The 24,979-nt window shown below is 73.6% G+C and carries 25 protein-coding genes; 16 read left to right on the forward strand and 9 right to left on the reverse strand.

Features of this window, described 5'->3' with window-relative positions; genetic code table 11:
* The first annotated feature begins 89 nt into the window (after window positions 1-89).
* Genes BLV02_RS34055 through BLV02_RS34060 form a run of 3 tightly spaced genes read left to right on the forward strand, consistent with a single transcriptional unit; the run spans window position 90 to window position 2,694 of the window.
* On the forward strand, window positions 90-1,676 hold the full coding sequence (locus tag BLV02_RS34055) for an N-acyl-D-amino-acid deacylase family protein (protein ID WP_216094217.1): 1,587 nt from the start codon (window positions 90-92) through the stop codon (window positions 1,674-1,676).
* Window positions 1,673-1,891, forward strand: a complete 219-nt coding sequence (locus BLV02_RS36175) for a hypothetical protein (protein ID WP_141711569.1) — start codon at window positions 1,673-1,675, stop codon at window positions 1,889-1,891. Before BLV02_RS34055 ends, BLV02_RS36175 begins: the two co-directional genes overlap by 4 nt.
* Before the next feature lie 8 nt (window positions 1,892-1,899).
* On the forward strand, window positions 1,900-2,694 hold the full coding sequence (locus BLV02_RS34060; protein WP_069111574.1) for an IclR family transcriptional regulator: 795 nt from the start codon (window positions 1,900-1,902) through the stop codon (window positions 2,692-2,694).
* A gap of 41 nt (window positions 2,695-2,735) precedes the next feature.
* On the opposite strand, the gene BLV02_RS34065 is transcribed toward BLV02_RS34060, so the two are convergent.
* The gene (locus BLV02_RS34065) at window positions 2,736-3,560 is read right to left on the reverse strand and encodes a class I SAM-dependent methyltransferase (RefSeq protein ID WP_069111417.1); all 825 of its coding nucleotides are present in this window, start codon (window positions 3,558-3,560) and stop codon (window positions 2,736-2,738) included.
* Window positions 3,561-3,623: 63 nt separating this feature from the next.
* Here BLV02_RS34065 and BLV02_RS34070 point away from each other — a divergent pair, with 63 nt between their 5' ends.
* The 5 genes from BLV02_RS34070 (at window position 3,624) to BLV02_RS34090 (ending at window position 8,261) form a co-directional block, all read left to right on the forward strand.
* Window positions 3,624-4,220 carry a TetR/AcrR family transcriptional regulator gene (locus BLV02_RS34070; RefSeq protein ID WP_069111416.1) on the forward strand — a complete coding sequence of 199 codons (597 nt, stop codon included), beginning with the start codon at window positions 3,624-3,626 and terminating at the stop codon, window positions 4,218-4,220.
* Between the two features lie 157 nt (window positions 4,221-4,377).
* Complete coding sequence (locus tag BLV02_RS34075; RefSeq protein ID WP_069111415.1) at window positions 4,378-5,394, forward strand: NAD-dependent epimerase/dehydratase family protein; 1,017 nt, start codon at window positions 4,378-4,380, stop codon at window positions 5,392-5,394.
* Window positions 5,394-6,428, forward strand: coding sequence for a dihydrodipicolinate synthase family protein (locus BLV02_RS34080; RefSeq protein WP_069111414.1), 1,035 nt, complete (start codon window positions 5,394-5,396; stop codon window positions 6,426-6,428). The genes BLV02_RS34075 and BLV02_RS34080 overlap by 1 nt, the downstream gene beginning before the upstream one ends.
* Window positions 6,429-6,474: 46 nt before the next feature.
* The gene (locus tag BLV02_RS34085) at window positions 6,475-7,230 is read left to right on the forward strand and encodes a 6-phosphogluconolactonase (protein ID WP_069111413.1); all 756 of its coding nucleotides are present in this window, start codon (window positions 6,475-6,477) and stop codon (window positions 7,228-7,230) included.
* Between the two features lie 5 nt (window positions 7,231-7,235).
* Window positions 7,236-8,261, forward strand: coding sequence for an N-acetylglucosamine-6-phosphate deacetylase (locus BLV02_RS34090; RefSeq protein WP_069111412.1), 1,026 nt, complete (start codon window positions 7,236-7,238; stop codon window positions 8,259-8,261).
* Window positions 8,262-8,312: 51 nt separating this feature from the next.
* Here BLV02_RS34090 and manD read toward each other — a convergent pair whose 3' ends face one another.
* The 5 genes from manD to BLV02_RS34115 are packed head-to-tail and all read right to left on the reverse strand — an operon-like array spanning window position 8,313 to window position 12,658.
* Complete coding sequence (gene manD, locus BLV02_RS34095; RefSeq protein WP_069111411.1) at window positions 8,313-9,536, reverse strand: D-mannonate dehydratase ManD; 1,224 nt, start codon at window positions 9,534-9,536, stop codon at window positions 8,313-8,315.
* 17 nt (window positions 9,537-9,553) lie between these two features.
* Window positions 9,554-10,321 (reverse strand): SDR family oxidoreductase, encoded by a 768-nt coding sequence (locus BLV02_RS34100; protein WP_216094216.1) that lies wholly within the window; start codon window positions 10,319-10,321, stop codon window positions 9,554-9,556.
* A 5-nt stretch (window positions 10,322-10,326) separates the two neighbouring features.
* Complete coding sequence (locus BLV02_RS34105) at window positions 10,327-10,794, reverse strand: SGNH/GDSL hydrolase family protein (RefSeq protein ID WP_069111409.1); 468 nt, start codon at window positions 10,792-10,794, stop codon at window positions 10,327-10,329.
* Window positions 10,791-11,789, reverse strand: a complete 999-nt coding sequence (locus BLV02_RS34110) for a Gfo/Idh/MocA family protein (RefSeq protein WP_069111408.1) — start codon at window positions 11,787-11,789, stop codon at window positions 10,791-10,793. Before BLV02_RS34110 ends, BLV02_RS34105 begins: the two co-directional genes overlap by 4 nt.
* Entirely contained in the window at window positions 11,786-12,658 is an 873-nt protein-coding gene (locus BLV02_RS34115) for a Gfo/Idh/MocA family protein (RefSeq protein ID WP_069111407.1), read from the reverse strand. Before BLV02_RS34115 ends, BLV02_RS34110 begins: the two co-directional genes overlap by 4 nt.
* Window positions 12,659-12,799: 141 nt before the next feature.
* Here BLV02_RS34115 and BLV02_RS34120 point away from each other — a divergent pair, with 141 nt between their 5' ends.
* Window positions 12,800-13,843 (forward strand): Gfo/Idh/MocA family protein, encoded by a 1,044-nt coding sequence (locus BLV02_RS34120; RefSeq protein WP_069111406.1) that lies wholly within the window; start codon window positions 12,800-12,802, stop codon window positions 13,841-13,843.
* Here BLV02_RS34120 and BLV02_RS34125 read toward each other — a convergent pair.
* Both BLV02_RS34125 and BLV02_RS34130 read right to left on the reverse strand, forming a co-directional pair.
* Complete coding sequence (locus BLV02_RS34125; RefSeq protein ID WP_069111573.1) at window positions 13,809-14,486, reverse strand: N-acetylmannosamine-6-phosphate 2-epimerase; 678 nt, start codon at window positions 14,484-14,486, stop codon at window positions 13,809-13,811. The genes BLV02_RS34120 and BLV02_RS34125 overlap by 35 nt on opposite strands.
* Complete coding sequence (locus BLV02_RS34130) at window positions 14,483-15,424, reverse strand: ROK family protein (RefSeq protein WP_069111405.1); 942 nt, start codon at window positions 15,422-15,424, stop codon at window positions 14,483-14,485. Before BLV02_RS34130 ends, BLV02_RS34125 begins: the two co-directional genes overlap by 4 nt.
* Before the next feature lie 131 nt (window positions 15,425-15,555).
* Here BLV02_RS34130 and BLV02_RS34135 point away from each other — a divergent pair, with 131 nt between their 5' ends.
* The 7 genes from BLV02_RS34135 (at window position 15,556) to BLV02_RS34165 (ending at window position 22,756) form a co-directional block, all read left to right on the forward strand.
* A complete protein-coding gene (locus tag BLV02_RS34135; RefSeq protein WP_069111404.1) occupies window positions 15,556-16,563 on the forward strand; it encodes a Gfo/Idh/MocA family protein in 1,008 nt (335 codons plus the stop codon).
* Entirely contained in the window at window positions 16,560-17,483 is a 924-nt protein-coding gene (locus BLV02_RS36950; RefSeq protein WP_171906738.1) for a dienelactone hydrolase family protein, read from the forward strand. Before BLV02_RS34135 ends, BLV02_RS36950 begins: the two co-directional genes overlap by 4 nt.
* Window positions 17,480-18,478, forward strand: a complete 999-nt coding sequence (locus BLV02_RS36955) for a hydroxyacid dehydrogenase (protein WP_069111402.1) — start codon at window positions 17,480-17,482, stop codon at window positions 18,476-18,478. The genes BLV02_RS36950 and BLV02_RS36955 overlap by 4 nt, the downstream gene beginning before the upstream one ends.
* A 158-nt stretch (window positions 18,479-18,636) precedes the next feature.
* Window positions 18,637-19,896, forward strand: a complete 1,260-nt coding sequence (locus BLV02_RS34150) for an ABC transporter substrate-binding protein (protein ID WP_083288621.1) — start codon at window positions 18,637-18,639, stop codon at window positions 19,894-19,896.
* A gap of 79 nt (window positions 19,897-19,975) precedes the next feature.
* The gene (locus BLV02_RS34155; RefSeq protein ID WP_069111400.1) at window positions 19,976-20,890 is read left to right on the forward strand and encodes a carbohydrate ABC transporter permease; all 915 of its coding nucleotides are present in this window, start codon (window positions 19,976-19,978) and stop codon (window positions 20,888-20,890) included.
* Entirely contained in the window at window positions 20,887-21,786 is a 900-nt protein-coding gene (locus tag BLV02_RS34160; RefSeq protein WP_074946906.1) for a carbohydrate ABC transporter permease, read from the forward strand. The genes BLV02_RS34155 and BLV02_RS34160 overlap by 4 nt, the downstream gene beginning before the upstream one ends.
* Before the next feature lie 25 nt (window positions 21,787-21,811).
* Complete coding sequence (locus BLV02_RS34165) at window positions 21,812-22,756, forward strand: carbon-nitrogen hydrolase family protein (protein WP_069111399.1); 945 nt, start codon at window positions 21,812-21,814, stop codon at window positions 22,754-22,756.
* A 41-nt stretch (window positions 22,757-22,797) separates the two neighbouring features.
* Here BLV02_RS34165 and BLV02_RS34170 read toward each other — a convergent pair whose 3' ends face one another.
* Window positions 22,798-24,963, reverse strand: a complete 2,166-nt coding sequence (locus BLV02_RS34170; RefSeq protein ID WP_069111398.1) for a DUF6351 family protein — start codon at window positions 24,961-24,963, stop codon at window positions 22,798-22,800.
* Window positions 24,964-24,979: the final 16 nt, after the last annotated feature.

Below are 24,979 nucleotides of genomic sequence, written 5' to 3' on the forward strand. Positions count from 1 at the left end.
CGTTCATGTCCAAGAACCAGCATCACGAATGTGAAACTGCGGGTGGTCCCGCAGGGGAGAGGCGTCGCCGGATGGGAAGCCACCTTCTCGTGGGAGGGACGGTCGTCGACGGGAGCGGTGGCGAGCCCTTCCGCGCCGACGTGCTCATCGAGGCCGGCCGCATCGCCGCGGTCGGCGCCGGACTCCCGGTCCGCGACGGCACCGAGCGCCTCGACGTCAGCGGCCGCGCGGTGGCCCCGGGCTTCATCGACATGCACGCGCACTCCGACATCCAGATCCGCGCATCGGACCACGGGTCGCGGCTGCTGCAGGGCATCACCACCGAGGTGCTCGGCCAGGACGGCCTGAGCGTCGCGCCGATCGACGACACGACCCGCGAGCACCTGCGCATGCAGCTGTCCGGCTGGAACGGGAGCCCGGAGATCGCCTGGAACTGGAGCAGCGTGGCCGAGTACCTGGCCTGGCTGCGGCAGGGGATCCCGGTGAACGCCGCCTTCCTCGTCCCGCACGCCAACCTGCGGCTGCTCGCGATGGGGAACCGGCCGGGACCGCCGGAACCCGACGAGCTCGAGCTGATGCGGTCGCTGCTCGCCGCGGCGCTCGACGACGGCGCCATCGGGCTGTCCGCCGGGCTGACGTACTCGCCGGGATCGTTCGCCGACACCGCGGAGCTCATCGCGCTGTGCGAGGTGGTCGCCGCGGCCGGCGGGTACTTCTGCCCGCATCACCGCAACTACGGCTCGCACGCCCTGGCCGGCTACGCGGAGTGCGTCGAGATCGCCGCGGCCTCCGGCGTGCGGCTGCACCTGGCGCACGCGCACCTGAGCTTCCCGGAGAACCGGGGCCGCATCGACGAGCTCGTCGCGCTGTTCGACGACGCCGCGGACGCCGGCGTCGAGCTGACCTTCGACAGCTATCCCTACCTGGCGGGCATGACGTCGCTGCACGCGCTGCTGCCCGGCCGCGTCCTGACCGGGTCGATGGCGCAGCAACTCGCCGCCCTGCAGGATCCGCGGGTGCGCGCCGACCTCGCCGTCGCCCTCGACGAGGAGGGCACCGACGGCAGCCAGGGCCTCCCGGTCGACTGGACCACCGTGCGCATCGCGAGCGCGGACGGGCTGGCGCCGGAGATCATCGGCCGGTCCGTCGCCGAGATCGCCGCCGAGGCGGGCGTCGCGCCGAGCGCGCAGTACCTCGACATCGTCGTCGCCACCCGCTTCTCGGCCACGTGCACCCTGCACTTCGGCATCGAGGAGCACGTGCGCCGCCTGATGGCCGATCCGCGCCACACCGTCGGCACCGACGGCATCCTGGTCGGCGCCGGCTCGCACCCCCGTGGCTGGGGCACCTTCCCGCGTGTCCTCGGCGAGTACGTCCGCGGCGGGGTGCTGCCGCTCGCGGAGGCGATCCGGCACATGACCGGCGCGAGCGCGTCGATCCTGCGCCTCCCGGACCGCGGCGTCGTCGCGGCCGGAGCGTGCGCCGACGTCGTCGTCTTCGACCCGGCGACGATCAGCGACACCGCCACGTACGCCCAGCCGCGTCAGGCCCCGATCGGCGTCGACCACGTCTTCGTCAACGGCGTGCCGGCGGTGCGGGACGGGCGGCTGACCGGCGCGATGTCCGGACGCGTCCTCACCTCCCGCGCCGCGGCCCGCAGCGGAGCCCGCTCGTGACCGGCGACCAGTTGCGTGACGTGCCGACGCCGGCCCTCGTCGTCGACGCCGACGTGCTCGACGTCACCCTCGTGGCCACGCCGGGCGACGATCCAGGGGGAGCACGGCCACATCGTGATCGACTCCCTGGCGCGGTCGGCCACGCTGAGCAGCGGCGGGACACCCGCGCGGGGATCGATGCCAGAATTGCCAGCGCTACCGGCACCGGAGAGTGATGGGCCGCATGGCCGAACCGACACAGAACGTCAAGTCCGCCCAGCGGACGCTCGAAGTGCTGGAGCTCGTCGCCCGGTTTCCCGACGGGCTGACCTTCGTCGACCTCGTCGAGAAGCTGCCCTATCCGAAGAGCAGCCTGCACGGCTTGCTGCAGACGATCGTGGCGATGCACTGGCTCACCTTCGACCCGCGCGAGCGCACGTACCTGATCGGCGTCCGGCCCTGGGAGGTGGGGCAGGCCTTCAGCCGCCACCGCGACCTCACGGTGCACGCGCGCCGGGCGCTGCGCGAGGCGAGCCGGCAGCTCGACGAGACGGTGCAGCTGGGCGTGCTGGACGACTTCGACGTCATCTACATCGACAAGGTCGAGGGCACCCGGATGCTGCGGCTCGTGTCGCACGTCGGCAGCCGGTTGCCGGCGTACGTGACCGGCATCGGCAAGGCGCTGCTCAGCGGCCTGCCGGCGGAGGTCGTCAGCGCGCACTACGCGGGACGGGAGCTCACCCGGTACACCCCCAAGACGATCACGTCGGGTGACGAGGTGATCACGGTGATCGACCAGGTCCGCGAGCTCGGCTATGCCACCGACGACGGCGAGCACACCTCGGGCGTCTCCTGCGTCGCCGCCCCGGTGCGCACGGGCGACGGCGTCGTCGCGGCGATCAGCTGCCCGGTCCCGAGCGCCCGGATCGACAGCGGTGAGGTCGAGGTGCCGCACCTCATCGAGACGATCAAGGCGAGCGCGGCGGCCGTCGCGCACGCGCTCGAGGCGCCCGGGGAGATCAACCGCGACGAGCGGTGACGCTCCGCCTCAGTCCCCCTGCCGGACACCGACATCCAGCGCTACGTGGCGGTGTCGCTGCCGCGGTAGGAGTCGGCCAGCACGGCGGTCGTCGCGAGCGTGGTGAACTCCCTGGTGAACGCCCCGCCGAGGGCGTCGATGGCGCGCCCGACCGCGTCGAGGACCTCGGCCGACTGGTCGGGGCGCAGCGCGGTGAGGCCACCGGTGGTGAGCATGAGGTCCAGCCAGCGGTCGCGCGGGTAGGTGTGCCGCCAGTCGAACCGCCACTGCTCGGGCTCGTCGAACCGCCCGGACTCGCGCAGCCGGCCGGCGACCGCGGCGTAGCCCGCCTGGTACGTCTCCAGTGGACGGCGAGCGGGCTGGTCGCCGAACGGCGAGTCCGGTGCGACCCGGCGGTAGGCGGCCGCGAACGCCTCGGCCACCGGGCCGGGCGGCTCGAAGACGTGGCCGAAGACGGCCAGGCGCCCGCCGGGCCGCAGCACCCGCGCCGCCTTGGCCGCGCCGGCGGCCGGATCGACCCAGTGCCACGACTGGGCGGCGACGACGACGTCGAAGGTCCGGTCCCGCGGGTCCCAGGCCTCGAACGTCGCCACCTCGACGGGCAGGGCGCGGGCCCGCGCGAAGGCGGCCATGCGCGCGTCCGGTTCGACGCCGGTGACGGTGCAGCCGGCGGCCTGGAACTGGCGCGCGGCGATGCCGGTGCCGCAGCCGACGTCGAGCACGTCGAGGCCGCTGCGCCCGCCGGTGATCCGCGCCACCAGGGCGTCGGGATAGCGCGGCCGGGCCTGGTCGTAGCGCTGCGGGTCGGTGCCGAAGGACTCGGCCATGCGCCGGGCCCGGTGCGGGCCGGCGGGTAGAGTGGGCATGCGGTCACTTTAGTGGGCGGTTGCCCACTCGGCAACGGGCGCGAGGCGGGAGAGGATGGGCGGGTGCCGACTGGAGTGCAACTGCGCGACGCGCGGCAGCAGCTGTTCGACGCCGCCGAGCGGGTGCTGTTGCGCGACGGGCCGAGCGGGCTGACGAGTCGCGCCGTCACCAGTGAGGCGGGCTGCGCGAAGGGCGTGCTGCACCGCCACTTCGCCGACTTCGACCAGTTCCTCGCCGAGCTCGTGCTCGACCGCGCGGCGCAACTCGACGCGCAGGCCGGCGCGCTGCGCGAGTCCGCCGGCTCCGGCACCGTCGAGGGCAACCTCGCCGCCGCGCTGACCACCCTGTTCGGGCCGGTCCCGGTGGCGATCATCCCGCTCGTCACCTTCCGCGACGAGCTGCGGGTCCGGCTGCGTCAGGCCCGGCCCGGCGGCGGCATCGCGATCCTCGCCGAGGTGGCGTCCGCGGTGTCGGCCTACCTGGCCGACGAGCGCGACCTCGGCCGCATCGCGCCCGACGCCGACATCGACTCGCTGACGCTCTCGCTGGTCGGCGGCGGGCATCTCCTGGTGTCGGACCGCGGCGCCGAGCCCGCGGCGGTCGCCCAGTTGGTGGCGACGGTGCTCGCCCACGTCCGGCGCGGCGGCACCGGCGCCTAGCCGCGACGCCGCCGGCGCCCGGCCGGGGCGGCGGCGCCTGGCCACGGCTGCCGAGGCCGCGGTTCCGTGGTCCGAGGGTTGGCATTGCAACCGCTTGCACCTATGCTGACGGCACACGCGCTGAACCCACCCGGACCCACGATCGACGAGGTGTCGCATGAAGACGCTGCCCGAGCTCCATCGAGCTCTTGCCACGCCGAGCGCGGCGCTGGTCGAGGACCTGCGCGACGTCCAGGGCGACATCGTCGTGCTCGGCGCGGCCGGGAAGCTCGGGCCCAGCCTCGTCCTGCTCGCCCTGCGGGCCCTGGCCGAGGCCGGCTCCCCGGCGACGGTGCACGCCGTCTCGCGCTTCGGCGACGCCGCGGTGGCCGACGAGCTGCGGGCCGCCGGTGCGCACGTCATCGCCGCCGACGTGGCCGACGACGCCGCCCTGGCCGCGCTGCCCGACGCCGAGAACGTGATCTTCCTCGTCGGGGCGAAGTTCGGCACGCAGGGCAACGAGGCCGCCATGTGGGCGACCAACGCCTACCTGCCCGGAAAGGTGGCCGAGCGGTACCGGTCGGCGCGGATCGTCGCGCTGTCCACCGGCAACGTGTACCCGCTGGTGGCCACGGCGTCGGGCGGCGCAAGTGAGGCCGACCCGGTCGGGCCCGTGGGCGAGTACGCGATGTCGTGTCTCGGGCGCGAACGGGTCCTCGCGCACGCGGCCCGCGAGCACGGCACGCCGCTGGCGCTGATCCGGCTCAACTACGCGGTCGAGCCGCGCTACGGCATCCTCGTCGACCTCGGCCGGCAGATCCTCGCGGGCGAGCCGGTCGACGTCACCACCGGGCACGTCAACCTCGTCTGGCAGGGCTACGCGAACGAGGTCATCCTGCGGGCGCTGCGGCACGCCGCCACCCCCGAGTTCGTCCTCAATCTCACCGGCCCCGAGACGCTGTCCACGCGCCGGCTGGCCGGGAAGCTCGGCGCCGCGCTGGGCCGCGAGGTCACCGTCACCGGGCAGGAGGCGCCGACGGCGCTGCTGGCCGACGCCGCACGCTGCCACGCGCTGTTCGGCTACCCGGCGCGCAGCCCGGACGACCTGGTGCGCGACGTGGCCGAGTGGCTGCTCGCCGGCGGAACGGTGCTCGACAGACCCACGAAATTCCAGGTCAGGGACGGGAGATTCTGATGGCGCCGCTGGAGACCTTCGCCGCCGGGACGGTGATCCCGGCCATGCCGCTGGCGCTCACCGAGGAGTTGTCCTTCGACGAGCGCCGGCAGCGTGCGCTGGTGCGGTACTACCTCGCCGCGGGCGCGGGCGGACTGGCCGCGGCCGTGCACTCGACCCAGTTCGCGATCCACACGACGCACGCCGCCCTGCTGCGGCCGGTGCTGGAACTGGTGGCCGATACCGCCAGGAAGGAGGGCTCGCCGGACCTCGTGCTGGTGGCCGGGGTGGTCGGCGAGACCGATCAGGCGGTCGCCGAGGCGGAGCTCGCGGCCTCGCTCGGCTACGACGCGGTGCTCCTCGCCCCGTACGGCGTCGGCGACCGGAGCGAGGACGCGCTCCTCGACCGCGCCCGGAAGGTGGGCGACGTGCTGCCCGTCATCGGGTTCGCGCTGCAGCCCGCGGTCGGCGGCCGGCGGCACTCCCGCGGCTACTGGACCCGGCTGGCCGACATCCCGAGCGTCCTCGGCGTCAAGGCGGCGCCGTTCGACCGGTACGCCACGCTGGACATCGTGAGCGGCCTCGCCGCCTCGTCCAGGCGCGACGCGGTCACGCTCTACACCGGCAACGACGACCACATCGTCGGTGACCTGGTCGCGTCGTTCGCGCACGCCGACGGCAGCCGCACCCGCTTCGCCGGCGGGCTGCTCGGCCAGTGGTCGGTGTGGACCCGGGGCGCCGTCGAGACGCTCGAGCTGGCCCGGCTCGCGCGCGACGGCGACCAGGCGGCGCGGCTGGCCCTCGACGGCATCGACGGACCGCTGACCGACGCCAACGGAGCCATCTTCGACGCCGCCGGCGGCTTCGCCGGGTGTGTCCCGGGCATCCATGAGGTACTACGCCGGCAAGGACTGCTGGCCGGCACCTGGTGCCTGGACCCGCACGAACGGCTCTCGCCCGGCCAGCTCGACGAGATCGACCGGATCTGGGCCGCTCATCCGCAGTTGCGCGACGATGACTTCGTCGCCGCGCACCTCGACGAGTGGCTCGCCTGATCCGCCCGCGTCCCCCGCATCGAGAGAGACACGAGGAACCCGCTCCATGACGACGATCCCCGCCACCGACGGCGTCCCCGTCACCATCTCCGGCTCCGCCGAGGAGGCCGGCGCCTCCGCGGCGCGCGCGGCCGCCGATGCCATCGTCGCCGCGATCGCGGCCTCGGGCCGGGCCCGGGTGATCTTCGCCAGCGCGCCGTCGCAGGAGGCGATGCTGAGCCGGCTGGCCGGTGACGACCGGATCGACTGGTCGCGCGTGCACGGCCTGCACATGGACGAGTACATCGGCATCGATCCGGCCGACCCGCGGGCGTTCGGCGCCTGGCTGGCCGAGCGGCTCCCGGTGGGCCGGTTCGCGTCGTTCGCCCGCATCGACCCGTCCGGCGACGCCGAGGCGGAGGCGGAGCGCTACGAGGCGGTGCTGCGCGCCGAGCCCGTCGACGTGACCTGCCTGGGCTTCGGCGTCAACGGGCACATCGCGTTCAACGAGCCGGGCACCGACCTCGACGACACCCGGTTCGTCCGGACCGTCGAGCTGGCCCCGGCGTCGCGGCAGCAGCAGGTGGCCGACGGGCTGTTCGGACGGGTCGAGGACGTGCCCGGCCGGGCGATCACGCTGACCGTCCCGGCCCTGCTGAGCGCCCGCACCCTGGTCGCGACCGTGCTCGGGCGGCAGAAGGCGGCCGCGGTGGCGGCGGCGCTGACCGGCCCGATCTCCGCGGCCTGCCCGGCCAGCGCGATCCGCCGGCACCCGGCCGCGACGGTGCACCTGGACGCCGCGGCCGCCAGCGGGATCGACTGACCGCGATGCCGCCGCCGTCCGGCCGGCTGCCCGGGCTCGTCGACCTGCAGGTCAACGGCTTCCGCGGCATCGACCTCAACCGCGACGACCTCGCCGCCGACGACGTCGTCGCGCTCACCCGGGAGCTCTGGACGGCCGGCGTCACCCGGTACCTGCCGACCCTGATCACCGGGAGCGAGGCGCGGCTGACGGCGGCCATGCGCGCCGTCGCCGCCGCCCGCCGGGCCGGCCCGCTGATCGCGCACAGCGTCGCCGGCATCCACGTCGAGGGCCCGCACCTCTCCGCGGCCGACGGCGCCCGGGGCGCGCACGACCCGGCCTGGATCAGGCCGCCGGACCCCGCCGAGCTGGACCGCTGGATCGACGCCAGCGAGGGCCTGGTGCGCGTCGTCACGGTCGCGCCGGAGACGGACGGCGCCGCCGCCTACGTCGCACACGCCGTGCGGCGCGGCGTCGCCGTCTCGCTCGGTCACGCCGCGCCCGACGCCGCCGACATCCGGGCCGCGGCCGGCCACGGCGCCACACTCAGCACCCACCTCGGCAACGGGTGCGCGCCGGTGCTGCCGCGCCACCCCAACCACCTCTGGGCCCAGCTGGCCGAGGACCGGCTGACGGCGATGTTCATCGCCGACGGCCACCACCTGCCCGCCGACACCCTCACCGCGATGATCCGGGCGAAGACGCCGGAGCGGTCCGTGCTGGTCAGCGACGCCGCGCCGCTCGCCGGCGCGCCGCCGGGCACGTACGAGACCAGCGTCGGCGGACGGGTCACCGTCGAGCCGGGCGGAGCGCTGCGGCTGGCCGGGACGTCCCTGCTGGCCGGGTCGGGCGCGAGCCTGCTCGACTGCGTGCGCTGGGCCACCGAGCACCTGCCGTTCGACGCCGCCACCCTGTGGGCCATGGCGAGCGCGACGCCGGCCCGCCTGCTCGGCGGGCCGGGTGCGGGCGACGGTGTGGTGCTCGAGGCCGACGGCGACGCCTGGGCCGCCGCCCGCACCGAGGTCGCCGGCCGGGTCGTCCACGGCGGCTGACGTGGGGTCGCCGGTGGGAGGGACGCCGGCGTCCGTCCCACCGGCTTGTGCTCACCAGTCGTGGATGGTGCCGTCGGTGAGGCGGTTGTAGGGCAGGTAGGCCTGTTCGTAGGGGTAGGTGCCGGCGTGGTCGGTGTTGAGGGTGACGCCGAGTCCGGGGTGGTCGCCGGGGTGCAGGTGGCCGTCGGTGAAGGTGAAGGTCTGGTGGAAGACCTGGTTGGTGCGGGTGCCGTGTTTCATGTATTCCTGGATGCCGAAGTTGTGGATGGCCAGGCCGAGGTGCAGGGCGGCGGCCATGCCGACGGGGGAGATGTCGGTGGGTCCGTGGATGCCGGACTTGATCTGGTACTGCGCGGCGAAGTCGAGGATCTTCCGCAGGTGGGTGATGCCGCCGGTGTGGGTGACGGCGGAGCGGACGTAGTCGATGAGCTGTTCGCGGATGAGTTCCTGGTAGTCCCAGATGGTGTTGAAGATCTCCCCGATGGCCAGTGGTGTGGTGGTGTGCTGACGCACCAGGCGCAGCGCCTGCTGGTTCTCGGCGGGGGTGGCGTCTTCGAGCCAGAACAGGTCGTACGGTTCCAGCGCCTTCCCCAGCCGAGCGGCCTGGATGGGGGTGAGGCGGTGGTGCGCGTCGTGCAGTAGCGGCAGTTCGGGCCCGAACTCGTTGCGCACCGCGTCGAACACGGCGGGGAGGTGGCGCAGGTAGGCGCGGGTGTCCCAGTCCTCCTCGGCCGGGCGGGCGCCGCGTTGGGCGGGTTCGTGGTCGTAGCGCACGCCGGTGCTGTTCGAGGCGATGCCGTAGATCGCTGTGAGGCCGGGGACGCCGGTCTGGACGCGGATGGCCTGGTAGCCCTGGTCGAGGTGGTCGCGGATGCTGTCGAACAGTTCGGGCAGGTCGCGGCCCGACGCGTGGCCGTAGGCGAGCAGCCCGGTGCGCGACGCGCCGCCGAGGAGTTGGTAGAGCGGCATGCCGGCGGCCTGGGCCTTGAGGTCCCAGAGGGCGACGTCGACGGCGGCGATGGCGGCCATGGTGACGGGGCCGCGGCGCCAGTAGGCGCTGCGGTAGAGGAACTGCCAGGTGTCCTCGATGCGGTGCGCGTCGCGGCCGATCAGCAGCGGCACCACGTGCTCGCGCAGGTACGCGACGACGGCCAGCTCGCGCCCGTTCAGCGTCGCGTCGCCCAGCCCGACCAACCCGTCCTCGGTCGTCAACCGCAACGTCACGAAGTTCCGGTCCGGGCTGGTGACGACGACCTCGGCCTGTTCGATGATCATGGGTCTCCCTCGTGTGGTCAGATCGTCATCGCGGAGAAGCCGCCGTCGACCCGGACGAGCGCGCCGGTGACGAAGCCCGACGCGCGGCCGGAGGCCAGCCAGAGCAGCACGCCGTCGAGCTCCTCCGGCTCGCCGAGCCTGGCCAGCGGGGTGTGGCCGACGATCGACTCGATCCGCTCCCGCGTCAGCACGGCCCGGTTCTGCTCGGCGGGGAAGAACCCGGGCACGATCGCGTTGACGCGGATGCCGTCCGGCGCCAGTTCGCGGGCCAGGTACTGGGTGAGGTTGCCGACGCCGGCCTTCGCGACCCCGTAGCCGAGGACGCGGCTCAGCGGCGGGCCGGACGACGCCGACGAGATGGTGATGATCGAGGCGCCGCCGGGCCGGCCCGCCATCAGCGGCGCGAACGCCTGGCAGAGCCGGAAGACCGACCCGAGGTTGACGTCGAGCAGCCGCGACCACTCGGCGTCGTCGATCTCGGCGAACGGGGTCGTGCTGTTGACGCCCGGCGCGGCCACGAGCACGTCGAGGCGGCCGACGCGCGCCGCGGCGTCCTGCACCGACGTCCGGTCGGTCGCGTCCACCGCCACGAACGTCGCCCTGCCCCCGGCGTCGCGGATGCCGCCGGCGACGGCCTCGCCGCGTGCCGCGGACCGGCCCAGCACCGTCACCTCGGCGCCGGCCGCGGCCAGGCAGGCCGCGAACCGGCCGCCGAGCACGCCGGTCCCGCCGACCACCGCGGCCCGCGAACCGGTGAGGTCGAACAGCTCGGCCGGTGGGCGCACGGGCCTCATGGGATCGTCAGCCGGCCGGTCCGTGCCGCGGGATCCCAGATCCCGAACGACCGGAGCAGTGTGCGCGCCATGGCCCGATGACCGTACGCGTTGGGATGGCAGCCGTGGCCGAGCCAGTGGAACGTCGAGCCGGCGTCGGTGGCCGCCCACTCCGCATGATGGTCGACCAGCGGCACCTCCGCCTCCTTCGCGACGGTGCGGATGGCGTCGGCGTAGGCGTCGAGATGCGCCACCACGTGCTCCGGCGCCGTGGGCAGCGTGCCGTTCGGCGTCTGCACGACGACGGTGGCGGACGAGCCGGCGCGGATGCGGCCGATCAGCTCGTGGACCAGCTCGGCGAAGCCGCGCGCGTCCCACGTGTGCCAGCTCGCGGCCGTGACGCTGTCGCCGATGAACGACCACACCAGTGGCCGGTCGCCGTCGACGAGGGCGGCGAGGCGGGGGTCCGCCGTCGTGGCGCTCATCGGGGCCGCACCGGCCGGCCGGTGCGCGCGGACGCGTACGCGGCCTCGATGAACGCGACCGCCGCGCGGGCCTGGGCGGACGTCACCAGGGGCGGGGTGCCGTGCTGGATCGCGGCGACGAAGTCGGACAGCTGGGCCAGCTGCTGGTCGACCGGGTCGAACTCCGGGACCTCGCGGCCGACGCGCGTCACGAAGTGCGTGATCGTCTCCGAGAGCGTGACGACGGAGCCGCCGTCGCCCGTCACCGCGACCCGCAGCGGCAGGTCGCCGTACGCCGTCGTGGTGGCGAGGAAGGTGAGCAGGGCGCCGCTGCGGAACCGCGCGGTGATCGTGATGGCGTCCTCGACCTCGATGCGCTCGTGGGCGAGCAGCCCGCTGTGCGCGTAGACCTCCTCGACGTCGCCGAGCAGCCAGAGCACGAGGTCGACCAGGTGCACGCCCTGGTTCATCAGCGCTCCGCCGCCGTCCAGTGCCCAGGTGCCGCGCCACGCGCCGGAGTCGTAGTACTCCTGGGTGCGCCAGAGCGCGATCTCGACGTTCGCGGTGGTGACGCGTCCCAGCCCGCCCGCGGCGATGGTGCGGTGCAGGAACCGGTTCTCGGCGGCGAAGCGGCGCTGGCTGACGACGCTGAGGACCCGGCCGGACCGCTTCTCGGCGTCGATGATGCGGTCGGCCGCGTCGACGCTCACCTCGAGCGGCTTCTCCAGCAGGACGTGCTTGCCCGCGTCGAGGGCGGCGACGGCGACGTCGGCGTGCAGGCCGGAGGGGACGCAGACGACGACGGCGTCGACGTCGTCGCGGGCCAGCAGCCGCTCGGCCGACGGCGCGGCCTCGGCGCCGTACTCGGCGGCGACGGCGCGGGCGGCGTCCGGGTCGGCGTCGGCGACACCGGCGAGCTCGGCCGGCGAGGCGGGCGACAGCAGCCGCTCGACGTGGGCGCGGCCGATGACACCGACGCCGATGACGCCGACGCGCGGCAGGACGGACGAGGTCATGGGCGCTCCCGCTGGTCCGCGAGCGCGTCGGCGACGGCGCTCAGCACGACGACGGGGGACAGCAGCTGCTCGCGCCCGGCCGGCGCCCGGCCCGTCTCGACGGCCGTGACGAAGCGGGTCAGCGCCGGCGCGTTGTAGTCGCGGCCGAGGGTCAGCTCGCGGGCGACGACGCCGTCGACGCCGGTGGCGGTGGCGTGGAACGGCACCCGGTGGCCGGCGTCCGGGACGACGAACGTGAGGACCACCGCCACGCCGGCGATCCGCAGCAGGGCGACCGTGGTGTCGCCGTCGCGCGTCACGCTCGCCGTCACCGAGCCGGGCTCGACGACCGGGTTGCCGAGGATCTCCAGGGCCGCCTCGACGTGGTGGATGCCGTAGAAGAACAGGCCCGAGTACTCGCTGTCCGGGTCGCCGGGCCCGACGATGCTCAGCTGCCGCAGTGCGCCCCGGCCGGCGTCGTCGGCGAGATCGGCGATCTGCGGCACGAACCTCAGCGCCGAGCAGGACACCAGCACTGCGGACGTCTTCTCCGCCGCGTCGAGCATCGCCACGGCGTCGTCGACGGTGGTCGCGAACGGCTTGTCGACCAGCACGGGGAGTCCGGCGGCGAGCAGCGGCTCGGCCTGGTCGCGGTGCCGGGCGCCGTCGCGGGTGGAGACGATCGCGGCGTCGACGAGCGGGACGAGGCCGGCGGGGTCGTCGACGACGTGCTCGACGCCGCCCTGGGCGCGCAGCGCCTCGTTGCGCTCGGTGCGGCCGCCGGCCAGCGCGACGACCCGGAACCCGGGGTGGCGCTGCTCGGTGTTGAGGAAGCGGAGGAAGTGATCGGTGTGGGAGTTCTCGGTGCCGATGAAGCCGATACGTCTCACGGTCGGGTGGCTCCCTGTGTCGGGGCGGGGGTGCGGCCAGCTTGCCGTGCAAGCGGTTGCAGGTCAAGTCTCGCGGGCCGTAGAGTGGCCCCGATCCGGCCCCTGGCCAGCACGTCAGTCCGCGCGGAAGAGGAGCGACCGATGGCAGCAGCGACACTCGGTGTCGGCATCGTCGGCCTGGGCAGCATCGGCGCCACTCACGCGCGAGCCCTGCGCGACGTCGAGGGCGTCGAGGTCCGTGCGGTCAGCGGCGGAGCGCCGGACGCGGCCGCGGCGGCCGGGTGGCCGGATGCCGTCCGGCTGCCGCCCGACGAGGTGCTGCGCCACCCGGGCGTCGACGTCGTCGCCGTGTGCGCGCCGACGCAGTGGCACGCCCCGCTCGCGGTCGCCGCGGTCGAGGCGGGCCGGCACGTGGTGGTCGAGAAGCCGCTGACCACCGACGTGGCCGATGCCGTCCGGCTGGCCGTGTTGCAGCGCGAGCGCGGACGGCTGGTGGCCATGGTCGCGCAGCGCCGCTTCGAGCCCGAGTACGCCGCCCTGAAGTCGCTCGCCGACGCGGGCGGACTGGGCGCGATGCGGCTGGGCACCACGCACGTGCACTGGTACCGCGACGACGCCTACTACGCGGCGGCCCCCTGGCGGACGTCCATGGCCGGTGGCGGCGGCTCGCTGCTGAACCAGGGCGTGCACAACGTCGACCTGCTGCGCTGGCTGTGCGGACCGGTCGAGGAGGTCACGGCCCAGTACGCGACCCTCGGCCGCGACATGGACGCCGAGGACACGACGGTGGCGACGCTGCGGTTCGCCTCGGGCGCGCTCGGGCTGGTCAGCACGTCCACGGCGACGCCGCCCGGCGCGCCGGCCACGCTGGCCCTGCACGGCTCGGCCGGCGTCGTCGAGCTGGGGCAGGGCGAGGTGCTGCGGTGGGACGTGCCGGGGGTGCCCGCGCCCTCGTCGGACGGCCACGTGGCCAGTGGCGCCGCCGACCCGCTGGCGATCGGCGTCGCCGGGCACGCTCGCATGTGGCGGGCGATCGTCGAGGCGATCGGGTCGGGGGAGCGCTACGGCGCCGACGCCCAGGACGCCGTCGACACCGTCCGCCTGCTCTGCGGCATCTACGAGGCGGCCCGGTCCGGCACGCGCGTGCGCCTCACGGGACCATCGCGGCGCGGAACCGCCGGGTGATCGTCTCCGGATGCGTGATGGCGGTGCCGACGCAGACGGCCCAGGCGCCGCGCGCCAGCGCCTCCCGGGCCTGGGCGGGGGTGTGGAAGCGTCCCTCGGCGACGACGGGCAGCGTGCAGCGACCGGCCATCGCGTCGAGCAGCTCGAGGTCGGGGCCGGTGCCGCGGGCCCGCTCGGGCGTGTAGCCGGCCAGTGTGGTCGCGAGGACGTCGACACCGGCGTCCTGGGCGGCCAGGGCGTCGTCGATGGACCCGCAGTCGGCCATGATCGTGACGTCGGCTCGTTCGCGCAGCCCGGCCACGGTGGCGGCCAGGGTCCGCCCGTCCGGCCGGGGGCGGCGCGTGCCGTCGACGGCGACGATGCCGGCCCCCGCCTCGGCCACGGCCAGCGCGTGGCGCAGCGTGGGGGTGATCACCACGTCGCCGTCGCCGTCCTTCCAGATGCCGACGACGGGAACGCCGAGGCCGGGTGCCGCCGCCCGGATGTCGTCGGGGCCCTGGAGGCGGACCGCGGCGGCGCCGCCGGTGGCCACGGCGTGCGCGATCCGCGCCATGGTGGCGGGGTCGCGCATGGGCTCGCCGGGGTAGGCCTGGCAGGACACGATCAGGCCGCCGCGAAGCCGGTCCAGAACGGCGCCGGTCATGCGGCGACCCGCCACGCGAGCCGGGCCGCGCCGATCAGGGCGGCGCGACCGCCCAGCGTGGACGGGACGATGCGGACGCCCCGGGTGGCGGGCAGGAGCTCCGCCGTCGCGGCGGCACGCAGCGCCGACCACCAATGGGCTCCACCGGCCGCCACTCCGCCGCCGATCACGACCAGGTCGGGGTCGAGCACGTTGACGATGCCGCCGACGGCGCTACCGAGGGCGGCCCCGCCGCCGGTCAGGACGTCGATCGCAGCCTCGTCGCCGGCCTCGGCGGCCGTGACGACCTCGGACAGGGACGAGACGCGCGTGCCGCTGCGCCGGGCGTACTCGGCGGTCATCGCCGGGCCCGACGCCACGGCCTCGACGTGCCCCTCGGCGCCGCAGCCGCAGCGGCGGCCGGCCGCGGCCGCGACCGGCACGTGGCCGACGTGGCCCGCCGCGCCACCGGCGCCGACGACGACGTGGCCGGCCACGGTCCAGGCGCCGCCGATCCCGGTGCCCGCGGTGACGAGCAGCATCGAGCCGGCCGAGGCGCCGGCGCCGTGCCACGACTCGCCGACGGCGTGCGCGTGGACGTCGTTGACGACCGTGACCGACAGGCCGAGGCGGCCGGAGAGCTCGCTGCGCAGCGGCGTGCCGGCCCAGTCGGCGATCGTGTCGGTCGCCGAGATCGCGTCGCCGGTGGCGGGGTCGACGACCCCGGCACAGCCGACGCCGAGCGCTCGCACGTCCCGCAGGTCGCCGACCAGGTCCCGCACCACCTGGAGCACGGCCTCCGGTCCGGCGCCGGAGGGCGTGCCGACGGTGCGGAGCCGGGTCACGGCCCCGTCCGCGTCGACGGCCGCGGCGGCGATCTTGGTGCCGCCGATGTCGACGGCGCCGACCACTCCAGTACTCAGGTGGCCGGGGGTGTCCGTGCGGACGTCGATGCGCATGCCGCTCCCGAGGTCGCTGGAGGTCGTGACCGGATCCCGGTCTGGGCGGCAGTGTGCCGTGCAAGCGGTTGCAGCGTCAAGGTGCCGACGCCTACCCTGGCCTCTGACATCCGATCGACGACGGGAGGCACATGATCCGCCTGGCAGTGCTCGGTGCCGCACATGGGCACGTCGGCTACGCCCTGGACGAGGCCGCGCGGCGCGACGACGTCACTCTGGTGGCGGCGGCCGAGCCGGACGCCGCGTCGCGGGCGGCCTTCCTGGCCGGCCTGGGCGACGTGCCGGTGTACGACGACATCGCGACGCTGCTGCACCGGCACGAGGTGGACGTCGCGGTCGTCGCCGGGGTCTACGCCCAGCGCGGCGCGGCCGCCGTCGCCGCGCTGGAGGCGGGTGCTCACGTCCTGGCCGACAAGCCGCTGTGCACGTCGCTGGAGCAGCTCGACGCCGTCGCTTCGGCGGCGGCGCGGGCCGGGCGGCACGTCTCGGTGATGTTCGAGAAGCGGTTCCACCCCGTGACGCTGGCCGCGCGCCGGCTGGTGGACGACGGCGTGCTCGGCGGGCTCGCGCTGGTCGCGAGCACCGCGCCGCACCAGTTGCGGCTGCCGGACCGGCCGCCGTGGTTCGTGCGCCGCGACGGCTACGGCGGCATCGCGGGCGACCTGCCGGTCCACGACGTCGACCTCGTGCTCGCGCTGTCCGGCGCGACGTCGGGCACGGTGGCCGCGCTGACCGGCAACAGCCGCCCGGACGTGCACCCGGACGTCGACGACCACGTGGCGGTGCTGCTGCGCGCGGGGTCCGTCGCGGCGACGATCGAGGCGAGCTGGCTCTCGCCGGAGGCCGACGAGCTGCACGGTCACTATCGGATGCGGCTCACCGGCAGCAGCGGGACGGCCGAGCTGGACTGGGGCTACGGCACGCTGCGGGTGGCGACGCACGACCGCGCGCCCTGGACCGAGCCGCTCCCGGCCGGCCGTCCGCCCGCCGCCTACTTCTTCGATGCCCTGGCCGCCGGCGCCGAACCGGAGATCTCGACCGCCGCGAGCCTGCTCGCCACCCGGGTCGCGCTGCTCGCCCAGGCCAGCGCCGAGGCCGGTGGCACACAGCTGCCCTGGCCGGCTACGGGACGCGAGTGACGACGGCGGGCGGCGTGGGGGAGGAGGCCGAGCTCCGCGCGTGGTGGCGGACCTGGCTCGGCGCGGTGCCCGATCCCGGCGGCACGTTCGCCGTCGGCGACGCCGTGCCGGACGGTCGCGGCGTGCGGCGCCACACCGTCCGCCTCGGCTCCTACGGCTCGGTGCTGGAGGCGGCGCTCGTGGCGCCCGACCGGCCGGGCCGCCTGCCCGTGGTGGTCGTGCCGTTCTACGAGGTCGCGACGGTGCTGGGCGAGCGCACCGAGCGCACCCGCGGCTGGTCCGACGCGCGGCTGCGGTCGTGCTCGTACGGCCGTCACCTGGTGGACCGCGGGTTCGCGGTGCTCGCGGTCCCGTGGTGGTTCGAGCAGGTGGCCGGCCCGGCGGACGCGACGGCGTCGCTGCACGAGCGCTACGGCCCGCCCGCGGCCCGTCACCACGCGTCGCTGCCGATGACGGGTCTGGGCCGCAGCGTCGCCGACCTGCTGCTGGCCGTCGACGCGCTGGCGTCGGTGCCGTGGATCGAGGCTGCCCGCATCGGCGCCTTCGGGCACTCGCTCGGCGCCAAGCTCGTCCTGCACCTGGCCGCCCTCGACGTGCGCGTCCGGGCGGCGGTCGCCCACGAGGCCGGTCTGGGCTTCGCCCATTCCAACTGGTCCGATCCCTGGTACCTCGGTTCGCACGTCCCCGCCGGACGGGACCAGGACCAGCTGCTGCGGCTGATGGGGCGGCGGCCGTTCCTGCTGGCCGGCGGCGGCGACTCCGACGGCCGGCACAACGAGGAGCTCGTCGCCCGGGCGCGCGAGGGCGCTCCCGGCGTGCGGACGCTCTACCACGACAACGGGCATCCGCCGCCCGACCACGTGCTGGCCGCCTGCTACGCCTGGCTGGCCGCCCAGCTGGAGAGGAACGCACACCCATGACCGACCTGAAGGTCTACGTCGCCATCCGCCCGGACGAGTTCGACCGGCTGTACACGCCCGAGGCGCAGCAGCGGCTCCACTCGCTCGCGCGGATCGAACTGGCCACCGGCGAGGGCCGGGTGGCGCTGCCGGACGACGTCGCGAGCGGCTACGACGTCGTGCTCACGTCCTGGAGCACCGCGCCGTTCCGGCCGGAGGTGGTGCGCGGTCCGCGCCTGCGCCTGGCGGCGCACACCGCCGGTTCCGTCCGCGGGCTGTTCCCGCGCGCCACGCTCGAGGACGGGCTCCGGCTGACCCAGGGCGGCGCCGCCGCGATGGCCCCGGCGGTCGCCGAGCTGGCCGTCACGCTGGTCCTCGCGCTGCTGCGCAACCTGCACCGGCACGACCGGGAGCTGTGGACGTCGCGCGACTGGGCGGCCGCGCGCGTACCGGAGCTCGGCCGGTCGTTCTCGGCCCGCCGGGTCGGCATCGTGGGGCTGAGCCGCGTCGGCCGGCACTTCGCGTCGATGGCGCGCGGCCTCGGGGTGTCGGCGGTCGCCGCGTACGACCCCTACGCCGACCCCGCCTCCGCCGGCGGCGTCGAGCTGGTGGGCCTGGACGAGCTGTTCGCGACGTGCGACGTCGTCAGCGTCCACGCGCCGTCGACGGACGAGACCCGGCACCTGGTCGGCGCCCGCCAGCTGGCGGCGCTGCCGGACGGCGCGATCGTCGTCAACACCGCGCGCTCCTGGAGCGTCGATCAGGACGCGCTGCTGCGCGAGGTCGCGTCCGGCCGCCTCCTCGCCGGCCTGGACGTCTTCGACGAGGAGCCGCTGACGCCGGACAGCGGATTCCTCGGCCTGCCGAACGTCATCGTCACCCCGCACGTCGCCGGCGGCACCGTCGAGGCCCGTCACCAGCAGGGCGACATCGTCGTCGACGAGCTCGGCCGCTTCGCCGCCGGTGCGCCGCTGCGGCACGAAGTGACCGCCGACGCCTACGACCGCCTCGCCTGACGTCACAGACCGGTCTCGGCAGATACGAATGCTTGACGGGTCGCAACGGCCCGGCTAGGTTATTGCAACCGCTTGCAGTGGCGCCAGGCTAGGCCGGCCGCAGCGGCCCTTCGAGGGCGTGCAAGCGGACACAGAACCCAGGCCCGGAAAGGGACATCATGGGAAAGAAGAAGGTCACACGGTATGCGGCAGTGGTCGCCGGTCTGACGCTGTTCCTGGCCGGCTGCGGCGGCGACGACGCGAACGAGGCGGCGTCGGACGACCCCACCGCGGTGGAGGGCAACGTCCTGTTCTGGACGTATCCCATCGGCGTGAGCGGTGAGGACGGCTTCTGGGACCCGATCATCGCCGAGTTCAACGAGCAGTATCCGAACGTCGAGATCGAGGTCGTCGTCCAGCCCTTCCAGAAGCGGGAGGAAACGCTGGTCACGGCCATCGCGGGGAACCAGGCGCCGGACGTCGTCTACCTGAACCCCAACTACATCCCGCGCTTCGGCGGCGACAACCTCCTCGAACCCGTCGGCGACCTCGTCGACGACGAGTTCAACGACGCGGCGGTCGACTCCATGACCTGGGACGACGAGGTCTACTCCGTGCCGCTGCTCATGCAGATCTTCCAGTCGGTCTGCAACACGGCGGTCCTGGACGCCGCCGGCGTCGACACCTGCCCGGAGACCTGGGACCAGCTGAAGGAGATCGCGCCCGCGGTCAAGGACGCGGGGTTCTACCCGACGCACTACGAGGGCGCCCTCGGCGTGACACTCACCCAGACCTTCTACCCGTACCTCTGGCAGGCCGGCGGCGAGGTCCTGAACGAGGACGGCACCGAGGCGGCGTTCAACAGCCCGGAGGGCGTCAAGGCGCTGGAGTTCCTCGCCGAGTTCGCCTCCAACGAGTGGATCTCCGCGCGCAGCCTCACGGTGCTGGACCCGTTCGAGCAGACCCCGTCGGGCAAGGGCGAGACCGCCTACCTGCCGTCCACGAGCCTCACGTCGCTGCGCGGCGTCGGACTGGACGAGACCATCGAGGTCGTCCCGCCGCTCAAGGACGTCGAGCAGGTGGCCGCCGGTTCGGTCGGAGGCCTGTCGATCATGTCGTCCAGCGAGGTGAAGCCGGCCGCGCGGGCGTGGGTGGAGTTCATGACGTCGGCGGAGCAGATGGGCTCCTTCGTGCAGGCGACCGGCTACTTCCCGGCGCGCGACAGCATCACCGGACTGTTCGACGACGACCCGAAGTTCGCCGACGGCCAGCAGTACCTGCACCTGGTGCGGGCCGGCATCGGCCACCCCGAGGAGCTGGCGATCACGGACCTCATCAGCCCCCACGTCCAGGCGGCGCTCCTGGGCCGGGTGAGCCCGGCCGACGCCCTCGCGGCGGCGGAGACCGAAGTCAACGACCTGCTGGCACGGCGCGGCTGAGGACGCTCGCGCAGCCAGCCGCCCGGCGCGTCCCGCCCCTGGGGCGCGCCGGGGAGCGTCCTTTGAGAGGAGGGCCGCCATGACCGTCGCAGACCTGCGGCGCACCCGGTCCGGTACGAGTCCACAACGCTGGTGGAAGGCCAGGGGCGCGATCATCGCGTACGCCTTCATCGCCCCCTACGTCGTGCTCTTCCTGGCGTTCAGGATCGGGCCGGCGATCTTCGGAACATTCCTCAGCCTCGCGGAGTACGGTCTCGCCGGCGACATCACCTTCGTCGGCCTGGACAACTTCGCCAGGCTGTTCGACGACCCGATCTTCTGGAACGCGCTCAAGGTGACGGTGCTGTACACCGTCATCGCGATCCCGCTGACCGTGGCGATCTCCATCGGCATGGCCGTGCTCTGCAACCGGACGTTGCGCGGGATGAGCGCCTACCGTGCCGTGTTCTTCCTGCCGGTCGTCACCAGCAGCGTGATGTCGGGCATCGTGTGGGTGTGGATCCTCGGTGAGGAGGGTCCGCTCAACTGGCTGCTCACCTCGGTCGGCCTGCCCGCGGTTCCCTGGCTGAACCACGACATCGTCGTGCTCGTCTCGCTGGCAGCCGTCAGCGCGTGGACGCACTTCGGCTACGACATGCTCATCCTGCTGGCCGGCATGCTGGCCATCCCGAGCGAGTACTACGAGGCGGCCGAGGTCGACGGCGCCAACGCGTGGGACCGGTTCCGGCACATCACGCTGCCGTTGCTGAAGCCGGCCCTCTTCTTCGTCATCGTCCTCGAGATCATCCGGTCCTTCCAGGTCTTCGACACGATCTACGTGATGACCGGCGGCGGTCCGGTGCGCTCCAGCTACTCGCTGACGTTCATGATCTACGACCAGGGCTTCGGCTACTTCGAGTTCGGGTATGCGAGCGCCGCCGGCGTCGTGCTCCTGGTCATCACCCTGGCGGTGTCGCTGGTCCAGCGGCGGCTGATGCGAGGAGGCACGACATGAGTGCGCCCGTGAATCTCGACGAGACGCTGGAGCGGTCGCCGGCGCAGGCCCCGCCCGCCGCGCGTGCGGGCCGGTCCGGGCGCCGTGGCCGCCGGCGGCGTCCGGCCTGGATGCACGTGCCGCTGATCGTCCTGGCGTTCGCGACGGCGTTCCCGTTCTACGCCATGGTGGTGCTGGCGCTGCAGCCCGGCAAGCCCATCGACCTGCCCGGATCGCTGCTGCCGTCGAGCATCTCGTTCGACGCGTTCGGCGAGGCGCTCGGCAGCGACCGGACGGCGGGGTGGGCCTGGAACTCGGCCGTTTACTCCATCGTGTCCGTCGTGCTGGTGCTGCTGCTGGCGTCGATGGCCGGCTACGCGTTCGCCAAGAAGCGCTTCTTCGGCCGCGAGGTGATCTTCTGGGTCTTCATCGCGACGATGATGATCCCGGGGCACCTGACGCTGATCCCGCTGTTCATCACGATCTCCGAGCTGAACGGCCTCGACACCATGTGGGGACTGATCGTCCCGACCCTCGCCAACGCGCAGGCGATGTTCCTGATGCGCCAGTTCATCCAGGAGATCCCGGACGAGCTCATCGACGCCGCGCGCATCGACGGCGCCGGCGAGCTGCGCATCTACTGGTCGATCATCCTGCCGCAGACCAAGCCCATCATGGCGACCCTCGGGACCTTCGTCTTCCTCTGGCACTGGAACGACTTCCTCTGGCCGCTGGTGTCCATGCGCAGCCCGGAGAACTACGTGCTGACGGTCGGGCTGAACAGCATCCAGGAACAGAACGTCCCGCTCGCCACCGTGATGGCGGCCGCCGCCGTCACGTTCGTGCCGACGCTGCTCGTGTTCCTGCTGCTGCAACGGTTCTTCGTCCGCGGCGTGATGATGAGCGGTTTGAAGTGATCAACCAGCTGAGAGGTGACGACTGATGGTCAACAGGGTGACGGTCGCCGCGGTGTCGGCGTTCGCACAGCCGTGGGACGAGCAGGTGAAGCCGGCCGACGTCGTCGACCGGATGATCGCGCTGTGGGGCGAGCGGCTGGAGACCGTCGTCCACCAGCGTCCGGACCTGCTGGTGCTGCCGGAGTACTGCGACCGGCCGTACGTCGCGACCTACCCGCGCGAGCTGCTCGAGGAGTACTACGCCATCCGCGGCGACCGGATCCGCGACTTCTTCGCCGAGAAGGCGGCCGAGTTCGGCATCAACATCGCCTACTCGGCGTCCCGGGACACCCCGGCGGGACGGTTCAACTCGACCCAGTTCCTCGGCCGCGACGGCGCCGTCGTGGGCGTGTACGACAAGTGCTTCATCACCGACGGCGAGCGGTCGGTGATGGGCGTGACGCCCGGCGCCGGCGCGCGGACCGTCCAGCTGGACTTCGGCAGCGTCGCCGGAGCCATCTGCTTCGACCTCAACTTCGAGGAGCTGCTGGCCGACGTCGCGCGGCTGCACCCGGACCTGGTGGTGTTCAGCTCCGCCTTCCACGGCGGGTACCTGCAGAGCCACTGGGCCTACACCGCCCGGGCGCACTTCGTCGGGGCGATCTACCCGCCGTCGAAGAGCGCGGTCCTGAACCCGTTCGGCGAGGTGGTCTCCACCAGCACCAACTACCGGCACGAGACGCTCGCCGAGATCAACCTCGACTCCGCGCTCATCCACATCGACTTCAACGGGGTCAAGTTCAACGCGATCCGCCGTGAGTACGGGCGCGACGTGCGCATCCACGACCCCGGCTCGATCGGCGCCGTCATGATCAGCTCGGAGCGCGACGGGCTGAGCATCGACGACGTCATCGACCGGTTCGAGCTGGTGCGGCTGGACGACTACTTCACCCGGGTCCGGACCTTCCGGTCCGCCGCCGCGCCGGCCTGATCGGACCGGGCGGCTCGGCGGCGGACCGGGCAGCTGCGTCGTCAGAAGCGCAGCCAGGTTCCGACCGGGTCCTGCTGCTCCACCCCCGGCTTCGAGTAGTCGCACGCGCCGTCGGCGAAGACGGCCGTCAGCCGGCGCCACTGCTCGTCGGTGAACGTGACGGCGTAGTCGCCGCGGTTCGGCGCCTCGACCTCGCACTTGACGACGTCGCCGGCGATGCCCTCGCCGGCGACCTCGCGCGGGAACGACGCCGAGGGATAGAGCTGCTCGCACGCGCTGGCCGGGTCGCGGTCGAGCGGCTGGGCGAGGAACTCCGGCGTCGCGTCGCGGGTGTTGCAGCCCTCGACCAGCTCGGCCGGGCGGTTCGCGACGACCTTGTCGATCGCCGCCGCGCCGGAGTCGTCGGCGGCGATGGCGCGCAGCCAGCGGTCCAGCTGGGTGACCGCGTGCCGCAGCAGCGGGCTGGCGGTGCTGAAGCCGCCGTAGCGGGCGTCTTCGAGCAAGCTGACGTGGTTGGCGGTGGTGCCGTTGGCGCTGCGCAGCCGCTCCCGCATCGACAGCGTGTGGTAGCGGACATGGATGTCGCCGTTGGGGCCGTCGTCGAGGTACGCGCGGTAGTCGATGATCGGGATGTCCGCCAGGCCGCCACCGCCGCTGGTGAGCCGGCCGGTCCGGTAGGCGGTCCGGACGGCGTCGGTGTCGGCGGCCGTGCGTTCCGGCACGAAGTCCGCGTCGGCGTCGTAGCCGCCGATGTTCTCGTTCAGATCCAGGAACTGGTCGACGGTGATGACGCCGTCCTCGAGCGCGCCGAGACCGTACTGGATGCCCACGTTGTCGAGCGGCCGGCGGGCGAACCCGGTGTCCGGGTCGGCGCCGTACACGTTGATCGCGTGATCGTAGACGTCGCACCGCGCGCCGGTGGGATGGGTGAGTGGGTCGTAGCGCTGGGCGACGGGGAGGACGCCGCAGTACGCCCGCGGGTCGATGCGCCGGGCGCTGTTGAACACGTTCGACGCTGTCGCGTAGGTCAGGAACCCGGTGACCGCGCGCCGCTGCTCCTCGGTCCAGCCGGTCGGCGTGGTGCCGAAGTAGTGGTGCAGCAGCCGCGCGTCGGTGATGAACTGCACGGTGGCGAACGTCAGCTCGGGGAAGCTGGCCCCGACCACGATCCCGTCGAAGATGCCGGGATACGAGTCGCTGATCTGGTGTGCCTGGTAGGAGCCGCCGCTGCTGCCGAACCCGATGACGTGGTCGGGCTGCCCGTAGCGCTCGGTGAACACCTCGCGGACCATCATCGCCGACTCCGCCGCCAGCACCTCGGCGCAGTTGTTCCCGAACACGTTCAGCGACGACGACATGACCGCGAAGCCCTCGCCGAGGAAGAAGGCGTTGGTGACGCCCCCGGTCGAGGCGCCCTGGCGGTACCAGCCGTTGACGCAGCCGCCGCCCAGGGTGAAGATCGCGCCGCCGTTCCACCCGGCTGGACGCGACCCGGCCGAGGGCACGGCCTCGGCGAGCGGATCGTGCAGGATCGTGGTCTGGAAGATCGCCCGGTTGACCGTCCCGGTCTCCATCCTGACGATGAACGGCACCTCCGCGCCGGTCGAGATCGTGGTCGTCGCGAGGTTGGCCGGGTAGGCGGTGGCGCCGTCAGGCCAGCGGGCGTAGCCGCCGGCCGTGGTCCGGTAGAAGTAGTCGACCCGGTCGTCGATCGAGCAGTCGTCGTCCACCGGCGCGCCCAGGGTGCCGCCCGCCACGGGGACGGTGAACGACTGCGTCTCGCAGACGAACGGCTGCTCGTGCGGGCCGGAGAAGACCGGCCCGACGCGCGGATGGTTGGTGACGGTGAGCGAGGCCGACCGGCTGTGGCCGGGCCCGTCGGCACGGATCGTGCTGTCGCCCAGCGGGAGGCCGTCCACCACGCCGGTCAGGCTCCGGGCGGCGGGGTCGGCGGTGAACGCCTCGGTGACGTCCGCACCGCCGGCGTGCACCCTGACCAGGTGCAGGGGGACACCGGCGGGCACCTCGACGCGCACGAGAGCGTCGCCGCCGGTCACGGTGTCGGGCCGGCCCGACAGGACGTCGATGGTGAAGTCGCCGGGCCGGGCGGGCCCGGCCGGGTCGTCGGGGCCGGCCGCCGCCAGGGGAGCGGCGACCGCGACGACCGATGCCACGGTGACGGAGAGGTAGCTGCGTAGTCGGAGCACGGATCCTCCTCCATGG

This window comes from Jiangella alba (assembly GCF_900106035.1).
In the GTDB taxonomy this organism is placed as follows: domain Bacteria; phylum Actinomycetota; class Actinomycetes; order Jiangellales; family Jiangellaceae; genus Jiangella; species Jiangella alba.